This window comes from Myxococcus sp. CA039A, from assembly GCF_013336645.1.
Lineage (GTDB): Bacteria > Myxococcota > Myxococcia > Myxococcales > Myxococcaceae > Myxococcus > Myxococcus llanfairpwllgwyngyllgogerychwyrndrobwllllantysiliogogogochensis.
Map to the genome: position 1 here is coordinate 1 of NZ_JABUMQ010000408.1, position 8,671 is coordinate 8,671.

At 69.6% G+C, this 8,671-nt stretch carries 8 protein-coding genes; 2 read left to right on the forward strand and 6 right to left on the reverse strand.

The features are described from left to right. The 4 genes from HR086_RS41575 to mutL all read right to left on the reverse strand — a co-directional run. Positions 1-957 (reverse strand): tol-pal system YbgF family protein (locus HR086_RS41575; RefSeq protein WP_174468391.1); only part of this gene is annotated, 957 nt, incomplete at its 3' end. A 117-nt stretch (positions 958-1,074) separates the two neighbouring features. Then, positions 1,075-1,794 (reverse strand): outer membrane beta-barrel protein, encoded by a 720-nt coding sequence (locus HR086_RS41580; RefSeq protein ID WP_174456600.1) that lies wholly within the window; start codon positions 1,792-1,794, stop codon positions 1,075-1,077. 25 nt (positions 1,795-1,819) lie between these two features. Further along, positions 1,820-1,975, reverse strand: a complete 156-nt coding sequence (locus HR086_RS41585; protein ID WP_174456601.1) for a hypothetical protein — start codon at positions 1,973-1,975, stop codon at positions 1,820-1,822. Positions 1,976-2,135: 160 nt separating this feature from the next. Next, positions 2,136-3,998, reverse strand: a complete 1,863-nt coding sequence (mutL, locus tag HR086_RS41590; RefSeq protein ID WP_141647949.1) for a DNA mismatch repair endonuclease MutL — start codon at positions 3,996-3,998, stop codon at positions 2,136-2,138. 102 nt (positions 3,999-4,100) lie between these two features. Between mutL and HR086_RS41595 the strand changes: the two genes are divergently transcribed. After that, on the forward strand, positions 4,101-5,066 hold the full coding sequence (locus HR086_RS41595; RefSeq protein WP_141647948.1) for an SDR family oxidoreductase: 966 nt from the start codon (positions 4,101-4,103) through the stop codon (positions 5,064-5,066). A 2-nt stretch (positions 5,067-5,068) separates the two neighbouring features. Beyond that, a complete protein-coding gene (locus tag HR086_RS41600) occupies positions 5,069-7,450 on the forward strand; it encodes a lysophospholipid acyltransferase family protein (RefSeq protein WP_174468392.1) in 2,382 nt (793 codons plus the stop codon). A 29-nt stretch (positions 7,451-7,479) separates the two neighbouring features. Here HR086_RS41600 and HR086_RS41605 read toward each other — a convergent pair whose 3' ends face one another. Both HR086_RS41605 and HR086_RS41610 read right to left on the reverse strand, forming a co-directional pair. Further along, on the reverse strand, positions 7,480-8,355 hold the full coding sequence (locus HR086_RS41605) for a GGDEF domain-containing protein (protein ID WP_141647946.1): 876 nt from the start codon (positions 8,353-8,355) through the stop codon (positions 7,480-7,482). Positions 8,356-8,485: 130 nt separating this feature from the next. After that, positions 8,486-8,671 (reverse strand): hypothetical protein (locus HR086_RS41610; protein ID WP_217442161.1); only part of this gene is annotated, 186 nt, incomplete at its 5' end.

Here is an 8,671-nt window from a genome sequence, read left to right on the forward strand (position 1 = left end):
CGCGGGACCCGCGGCCTCCGTGTTGCCGTTCATGGCGCGCTTCACCATGGCGATGCGGCTGCGGAACTGCATCTGGTACTGGCTGTTGAGGTACGCACCAGCCGCGTCACGCGCCGTCTCCAGCGCCTTCTCCATCTGCCCGACCTCCTGGTACGACTGGGCCAGCAGCAGCATGGCGTAGTCGCGCGTCTTGGAGTTGCGGTCTCCCTCCACGAAGCGGGCCAGCAAGGGCACGGCCTTGTCGTGCTTGCGCAGCTGGTTGTACGCGGTGCCCAGGAAGAAGGACGCGTCCAGCGACTGCTCCTGCGGCGGGTTCATGGCCAGGAAGCGCTCCATCTCCGAGACGACCTGGTCCATCTCGTTCTTGCGGAAGGCGATCTTGCCGCGCTCGAAGGCGGCATCACCCGTCTCGCGGCGCAGCGACGTGGCGCGGTCATTGAGGGCCTGGCGCTCCAGCGAGCTGAGGCGCTGGGTGTCCAGCTTCATCAGCGCGTCGATGCCCTTGAGCCGCTCGTCGCCGGGCAGCGAGGTCATCATCTTGTAGACCTCGGCGGCGCCGCGCTGGGCCGTCTGGTGCGCGGAGGTGTCCGAGCGCTGCTTCTCCAGCTGGCCCGTCAGGTCCGCCACCATCTTCTCCAGGCGCTCCCGCTCGTTGGTGGCGCTGGAGCTGCGCGCGCTGGTGATCATCACCGCCGCGCCCACCGCGATGACCGCGAACAGCACGTAGGCCGCCGCGGACGAAATCCACTGCCGCTTCTGGAAGTCCTCGTGACGCTTGCCGACCGCCTTCACCTCCGCGTGGAGGTTCTTCAGCAGGTTGTCACTTTTGATGACGAGGTTGCGGGCCTCGACGACTTCGCGGCGGAGGTCCGCCAATTCCTTATCAATCTCGGTCTTCGCCTGCTCTGGCATGGACATCTTCCTGGGCCCGGTAACGATCTCGGCCGATTCACGCATCGTAAGGAGTTCTCCCGGTCATACGGCGACAATTTCCGCACCGGAACAACACGGAGGCTTTGTCACATTTCCGGGAGCAAACAACCTTCCAATGTCCACGCCTGCTCGCTCTGCGAGCTACAAACCAGAGCCTGGGAGACCTCGTGATGGCTCGGGCGGAAAAGTGTACGTCACGCCCAGCGACAGCCAGCTCCCTCCCAGACTGAACGAGCCAATCTTCGCGTCCTCGGGGCCCACGGGTCCGCGCAGGAACATGAAGCGGTACTCACCGGTGATGCCCCAGCGAGAGGACAAGCGCCATGTCGCTCCCAGCGAACCCGCCCAGGCCTGCGTCGTTCTCTCCCGCACGGCCTCTCCGTCGCGCTCCGAGCTGATGAGCGTGGGACCGGTCAAGAAGCCCAGGAAGGGGACCAGCCCATAGGGGCCGACCTCGGGGAGCAGCTTCTGGAAGCGCAGGCCCAGCATCGCGCCGTAGGCCAGGGTGTCGATGCCCCGCTCGGTGGGAGGCAGGCCTTCCACGCCCGGTTCCGTGACGTAGAGCCGGGAGCCGGTCCCGAACAGGTCGATGCCCAGCTCCACGAGGTCCGACAGCGAATAGGCGAAGGAGGCCACACCGAACGGCCCCCCTCCGGTCTTCCGCGCGCGCGCCAGGTCGCCGTTGCCCGTCCGGCCGTACCAGCCCTTGTAGAACGTCTCGTTGGAGGTGGAACGCCAGCCACCCTGCACGGTGATGCGTCCCACGCCATCCATCGACGTGGGCCCATCGTCCTCCTCGTCCTGGGCGAAAGCGGGAGCGGCGAACAACAGGGCGAGCAGAAGCGGAAGTCGACGGAGCATCGAAGCAGGGACTCGGGGGCGAAGGTCAGGAGCGCTTGGGGCGCACGGCGATTTCGAGGAACGTCGTCCGTTGGCGGCGCAGCGAGGCGACCAGACAGCGGACGACACACAGGGCTCCGAACTCACGGAGCACCACGCCCAGGTTCGACACCACGTCCCGCAGGGTGATGACACCGCGCATGTGGCCGCTCCCATCGTGGTTGTTGCCGTGAGGGATGCTCTTCCCGGCCGTCCGTGCCCGGTCCGCCCCGTGCTACAGGCGTGTGGCCCACCGTAGCAGCGGCCTCCCACGGGTCAATTTTCCGGCCGTGCAAGGGCGCGGAGGGACTGGGATTCCGGCTTCAGCGGGCGCGGCGCTCCAGCTCCAGCAGGGGCATCTCCAGCACCACCACCGTGCCGTGGATGCAGGGGGGATGGAAGTCGGCCCGGTCCAGTTCGCCCAGGAGCGCGCGAAGCTGCGCGTCCGTGAGCGGCACGGAGCCCGCCTTGCGCGCGGCATGACACGCCATCACCCGCACGGCCTCGGCCAGCGTGACGGAGTCCAGCGCGGCGCCCTTGGGCGGCAACGCGCGCGCGAGGGCCTCCAGCAACGAGCGAGCATCCGCCCCCTCCAACCCCGGAGGCACCGTCTTCAGCGCCACCGTCGTGCCGCCGAAGGGCTCCACGTCGACGCCCAGGCGCGACAGGGCCTCACGCCCCTCGACGAGCGCCTTGGCGACCTGCACGGGAAACTCCAGCGTGGTGCCGAACAGCGAGGGCGCGGGAGGGCCCTTCGCATCGTCCAGCGCGCGCAGGTAGGTCGTCAGCCGGGTCCGCTCCAGCGCCGCGTGCGGGTCCAACACCACCAGCGTGCCGCCGGGTCCTTCGCAGAGGTGGAAGCGACCTCCGAGCAGGCCCATGGGTCGCAGCGCTGCGAAGTAGCCCGGCGGAGGGGCCTCATTGAGCTGGGGTTGGGCCTCGCCGAACGCGGGCGGGCGCCCCACCGCGCCGAAGGGCAGCGACGAGGGAATCCCGACCATGGGCCCGGGCGCTCCGGACAGGGCGTGCGACGGAGCGCCCCCCGATGCTGCGTCCAGCGTGGTGGGCAGCGGCGCGCCCCAGGAGGCCTCCTGCGCGCGAGTGAGGAAGCGCTCCACGGCGAGCGCGTAGTGCGCGGCATCGCGCGGCTGATTCCCGCCGGGGCCATTGGGGTCGGCGCCCGCGCCCAGCCATGGGGCCGCGCGCAGCATCCGGTTGAGCGCGGCGCTGATGGCCTCCTGGACGCCTCGGGCATCGGAGAAGCGGACCTCCAGCTTCTGGGGGTGCACGTTGACGTCCACCGCGATGGGGTCCACGTCGATGTGCAGGACGACGACGGGCTGCCGGCCCGCGGCGAGGAAGTCCTGGTAGGCGCGCTGGATGGTGCCGATGAGGCCCCTGTCGCGGACGTAGCGGCGGTTGACGAATGTGTAGAGCCCACGCGCGTTGGGGAAGGTGAACTCGGGCGAGGCCGCGTAGCCGGTGACGCTGACACCCAGGCGCCGCTCCTCCACGGGGAACAGGTGCGGGTGGGCCGCGGGACCCAGCGCGGCGGCGATGCGTTCGCGGGGGTCCTCCGGGCAGGCCGCGCTGGAGAAGAGCTCGTTGCCTTCGTGGGTGGCGAAGAAGCCCACCTCCGGGTTCGCGAGCGCCAGGCGGACGACGGCCTCTTCGGCGTGCTTGAGCTCGGTGTCGCCCCGGCGCAGGAACTTGCGGCGCGCGGGCACGTTGAAGAAGAGGTCCTCCACGGTGATGACGGTGCCCGTGCGCGGAGGGGCATCCTCGATGAGCGGGTCCACCCCACCCTCCAGCGTCACCCGGGTGCCCACGTCCGCGCCCACCTCGGCGGTGTGGAGGGAGAAGCGGGAGACGGAGGCGATGGCGGGCACGGCCTCGCCCCGGAACCCCATGGAGTCGATGTGGAACAGGTCGTCCAGTTCGCGCAGCTTGCTGGTGGCGTGACGCTCCAGACACAGCGTGGCGTCGTGCCGCCCCATGCCGTGCCCGTCGTCCGAGATGATGATGCGGTCCACGCCCCCACCGGCCAGGTCGACGCGGATGGTGCTCGAGCCCGCGTCGAGGGAGTTCTCCACCAGCTCCTTCACGACGGACGCGGGGCGCTCCACCACCTCGCCGGCGGCGATCTTGTTGATGAGGACGTCACTGAGACGTGCGATGCGAGCCATGGCAATCATCCACCCTCCGCCACGGAACGAACGTTGTCCAGCGAGACGAGATGGGTGCAGGCTGACATTCAGGACCGGCTGGGCTAACAGGAGAGCCCGCGTATGGACGTGTCACGACCAGGCAAGGGGCGGTTGCGCGTCGCGGTGACCGGAGCCAGCGGCGAGTACGGGAAGCTATTGCTGCCCCGGCTCGAGCGGGATCCCGACGTGGAGAGCATCCTCGTTCTGGACGTCGCCCGTCCGGAGGGGGCCAAGGTGGAGTTCCACCAGGTGGACCTCACCCGGCATGACGCCGAAAGCGAGCTCACCGACGCGCTGGCCGAGCGCCCCGTGGACGCGCTCTACCACCTGGCGTTCCTCTTCGGACCCATCCGCAACGGCTCCCTGGCACACGAGCTGGAGGTCATTGGCACGATGAACGTGCTGACCGCGGCGGGCCGGGCGCGCCTGCCGAGGCTGGTGGTGCCCTCGATGACGGCCGTCTATGGGGCGCGGGGGAACAACCCCGCGTTGCTGCGAGAGGAGTCGCCGCTGCAGGGCTGTCCTCACAGCCGCTTCGTCACCGACAAGGTGGAGGTGGAGGGGCAGGTCCGTGCCTTCCGCGAGCGGCATCCGGAGATGCGCGTGCTCGTGCTGCGCTTCGCGCCGGTGCTGGGGCCGACCATCGAGAATCCCGTGACGCGGCTGCTGACACGCACGTCCGTGGTCCCCACGCTGCTCGGGTTCGACCCGCTGTGGCAGGGACTGCACGAGGAGGACGCGGGGCGGGCGCTTCATCTGTCGCTGCGGGCGGACGTATCCGGCGAGTTCAACATCGTCGGACGGGGTGTGCTGCCACTGTCCGGCCTCATCCGGCAGGCGGGTGCTCGCCCGCTCCCCCTCCCAGGGCCTTTGTTCCGTGGCGCACTCCACGCGCTGGATGTGGTGGGAGCGGACACGTTGCCCGTAGCCCTTCTCGACTACATCCATTACTCGTGGGTGGCGGACGGCGCGCGCGCCGAGACCGCCCTCGGATTCATCCCCTTCCACCACGTCAGGGACGCCGCCGCGGCGCTCAAGAGGAGCTAGAGATGGCCAAGGGTGTCCTCGGGAACGATCCCTTCCAGCGCGGAGCCGCCACCCGCGATGGCGCGCCCGCGAAGCCCGGCCCCCATGCGAAGCAGGAGCGCTCGCCCTCCGAGCGCGGGACCTCCGACGACAAGAAGAAGGCCGCGAACACCCGCGCGTCGTCGGGCTCGAGCGCGGCCCACGCCAGGAATGATGGCACCCTGGACAAGGGCCGAGCGAAGAAGCCCTCCAGCGCGAAGCCCGCACCCGCGAAGTCCACGGGAGGGGCGAAGGGCTCCACCACGGCGGCGGCCCGGAGCGCGGGCGAGGCCAGGGCACATTCCGGAGGCGGTGCATCCGCTTCGCGAACCGGAGTGGGAACGAAACAGCCACAGGGCACGGCGTCGCGAGGCACGGCCGGCTCGAAGGTCGGCGACGAGGCGAAGCTCAAGGCGAACTCCACGCCGCCCGACGCGAAGGTGAAGCACGCATCCAACGCCAACGCGAAAGCACCCTCTCGCACGAATGGCGCCAAGGGCCCGAAGGATGGCGCGAGTGCGGCAGCCCGTCAGCCCTCCGGGGCGGGCGCTTCGCAGCGCGCATCGGGTGCTGGCCACCAGGCCCCTACATCGGCATCGCGCGGTGCACGGGCGCAGCAAGGCGACGAGTCCGCGGCTTCGGTGTCCCACGACACCCTCGGCCAGGACGTCGCCGCGACGCGCCCCGCCGACACGTCCGCAGTGCCTTCGGCTGAGGTCGAGCCCCTGCGTGAACCCGCGGCTCCGGTGACGCCGCGCGAGCCGCCGCCCGCGCGCGCTCCAGCCCTGGATGACGCCAACGCGGCGAGAACACCCCATCAGCGGGAGGTGGACCACGCGCTCGCGGAAGCCCTGGCCGCCGAGGTGGCCGAAGTCACCGCGAAGCACGCCGTGGACGTGGCAATGAACCGGCGGGACGGCTCCAAGGAGCCCGTGGACAGGCTCCTCGCCACGGAGATGGCGACCGAGCTCGCCGAAGCCGCGGTCGAGGAGGTCCTGGACCACAGCCCCTCGACCCGCCGCCCGGAACGCGAGCGCGAGCTCGCCGCCACCGTCGCCGCGCAGGTGGCCGAGAGCGCCGCCGAACTCGCCGTCGCGGAGGTGATGGATCGCCGCGCCCCCTTCACGCACTCCAGGGACGCTCTCGAGGAGCGCGCCGCGAACAACACCACGAACGAATCCGACGCGGAGCAGACCTCCCGTCTAGAGCCGCACGAGGACCTGGCGGGCGCGGTGCTGGAGCTCTCCGACCTCGACGAAACCCCGGACGACGCCGATGACGTGTGGGAGCTGTCCTCCCCGCCCCTCTCGACAACCCGCTCCTCGCCGGAGCCGGAGGTGGAAATGCCAGACGCGACGCGCGACGAGTTCCCCCCAGGCCGTCGAGGCCCCTTGTCCCTGGTGCCCGCAACCGCCGAGGAGGATGCGGCGCGCGCGGCGCGGGCTCCGGATGGCTCGCGGGAATCCGACGCCCCTCGTCCCCTCGCGCAGCGCGCCACCGGCATGCTGTCGCTGGCGCGTGAAATCGCCGGACAGGCGCTGGCCAGCGAGGGCCTGGGACGTGCCTGGGGCGCGATGAACGGCATGCTGGACGCCGTCCGCGCGGGCCTGGGAACGGGCGGAGGCGCCCACCTGGACGAGTACGGCAAGGACCCGTCACTGGTGCAGCGACTGGAGCCCGTGCTGGAGTTCCTCTATGGCCAGTACTGGCGCGTCGCCGCGCAGGGCACGGACCACATCCCCAAGGGCGCGGCCATCCTGGTGGCGAACCACTCGGGCGCCCTGCCCTATGACGGCCTGGTGATGTCGCTCACCCTGGCTCGCGAGCGCCCCGACCTGCGCGAATCACGCTGGCTGGTGGAGGATCAGATCTTCCACGCGCCCGTGCTGGGCACCCTCTTCAATCGCCTGGGCGCCGTGCGGGCATGCCCGGAGAACGCGCTGCGGCTGCTCGACGAGCAGCGCCCACTGGTCGTCTTCCCGGAGGGCTACCAGGGGCTCAGCAAGCCCTTCGCGGAGCGCTACCGGCTCAAGCGTTTCGGGCGAGGTGGCTTCGTGAAGCTCGCCCTTCGCACGGGAGCGCCCATCGTCCCGGTGGCCATCGTCGGCGCGGAGGAGACCTCCCCCCTGCTGGGACGCATTCCCGCGAGCTTCTTCGGGTTGCCCTACGTGCCCCTCACTCCGCTGGGCCCGCTGCCCGCCAAGTGGAGCATCCGCTTCGGCGAACCCATCGCCATGGACGGCCTGCCCCCTGAAGCCGCGGAGGACCTGGGCGAAGTGGGGCGACTCACCGAGCGCACGCGCGAGGCCATCCAGTCGATGATCCACACGCTGCTGCGGGAGCGGCGCTCCATCTTCGCCGGCTGAATCGGACGCCCCGAGGGGCGCACGCCGCGTCAGGCGATGACGCGGTTGCGCCCACCCGTCTTCGCCTCGAAGAGCTTCTCGTCCGCCGCGCGCACCAGGTCTCCAGGCTCGCGGTGGCGGGGATCCAACACGGCCACGCCCAGGGAGATGGTGACGGGGATGGGCTGGCGATCAAACTCGAAGCGCTGCTTCTCCACCAACCGCCGGACCTTCTCGGAGAGCTGTCGCGCGCCGACCAGCGCCACTTCCGGCAACAGGATGGCGAACTCCTCGCCGCCATAGCGCGCGAAGACATCCTCTCGCCGGATGCGCGTGCGCACCGTGGACGCCAGCTGCTTGAGCACCGAGTCTCCCGCCAGGTGCCCGAACTTGTCGTTCACCTTCTTGAAGTGGTCGATGTCCACCAACACCAGCGACAGCACGCGCTCATAACGGCGGCTGCGGGAGATCTCCCGGTCCAGCTGCTCGTCGAAGTAGCGGCGGTTGTAGATCTGCGTCAGGCCGTCCATCGTGGTCAGCCGGTAGATCTCATCGTGGTAGGCGGCCTCGATGTTGCCGCCCGCGATGTACTTGAAGATGGTGCGGCCAATCTTCACCAGGTCGCCGTTGCGCAGCTCGCGATCACCCTCCACCACCTCGTCGTTGATGAACGTGCCGTTGGTGGAACCCGCGTCGCGAATCTTCACGCCCTCGCGGGTATTCGCGATGGCCGCGTGGTTGCGGCTCACCGACTCCTGGTCGATCTGGATGTCGCACTTCGACGAGCGCCCGATCAGCGTCTCCTCGCGCGTCAAATCGAACTTCCGACCCAGGTCCAATCCGTAGATCACCACCAGCGCCGCGTCGAGGTTGACCGGCCGGTCGGAGATCTTCGAGATGACCGTGACGACCGTCTCCTTCTGCACCGCTCCTCCAGCGAACGACCCACGAGACGCTACCACCCTGCAAATCCAGAAAGCGAATCACAAGGCGAGACGCCAGGTAGGGAACCTCCGTCCATGGACATCCAACCAACGACGTCTTCCTTCATCCCCCCTAGGGGATATCCACGCCCCTCGACGTGAAGACAGGTGGACGCAGCAGCGCGCCCTCCGTGTCCTCCAGCGAGGCGATGAGCGACACCCCTATCCCGGAGCAACTGGCCGGGAGCTGGAGCTGTACTTCCCCCGTCGCGGGTGAGGCGGCGGAGTCGCTCACGAGGACCTCCTCGCAGCCCTTCCC

Bases quoted from the DNA above. Each gene is read 5' to 3' on its own strand.
- HR086_RS41595 (WP_141647948.1), top strand. From the start codon at position 4,101: ATGGACGTGTCACGACCAGGCAAGGGGCGGTTGCGCGTCGCGGTGACC.
- mutL (WP_141647949.1), bottom strand. From the start codon at position 3,998: ATGGCTCGCATCGCACGTCTCAGTGACGTCCTCATCAACAAGATCGCC.
- HR086_RS41600 (WP_174468392.1), top strand. From the start codon at position 5,069: ATGGCCAAGGGTGTCCTCGGGAACGATCCCTTCCAGCGCGGAGCCGCC.
- HR086_RS41585 (WP_174456601.1), bottom strand. From the start codon at position 1,975: ATGCGCGGTGTCATCACCCTGCGGGACGTGGTGTCGAACCTGGGCGTG.
- HR086_RS41580 (WP_174456600.1), bottom strand. From the start codon at position 1,794: ATGCTCCGTCGACTTCCGCTTCTGCTCGCCCTGTTGTTCGCCGCTCCC.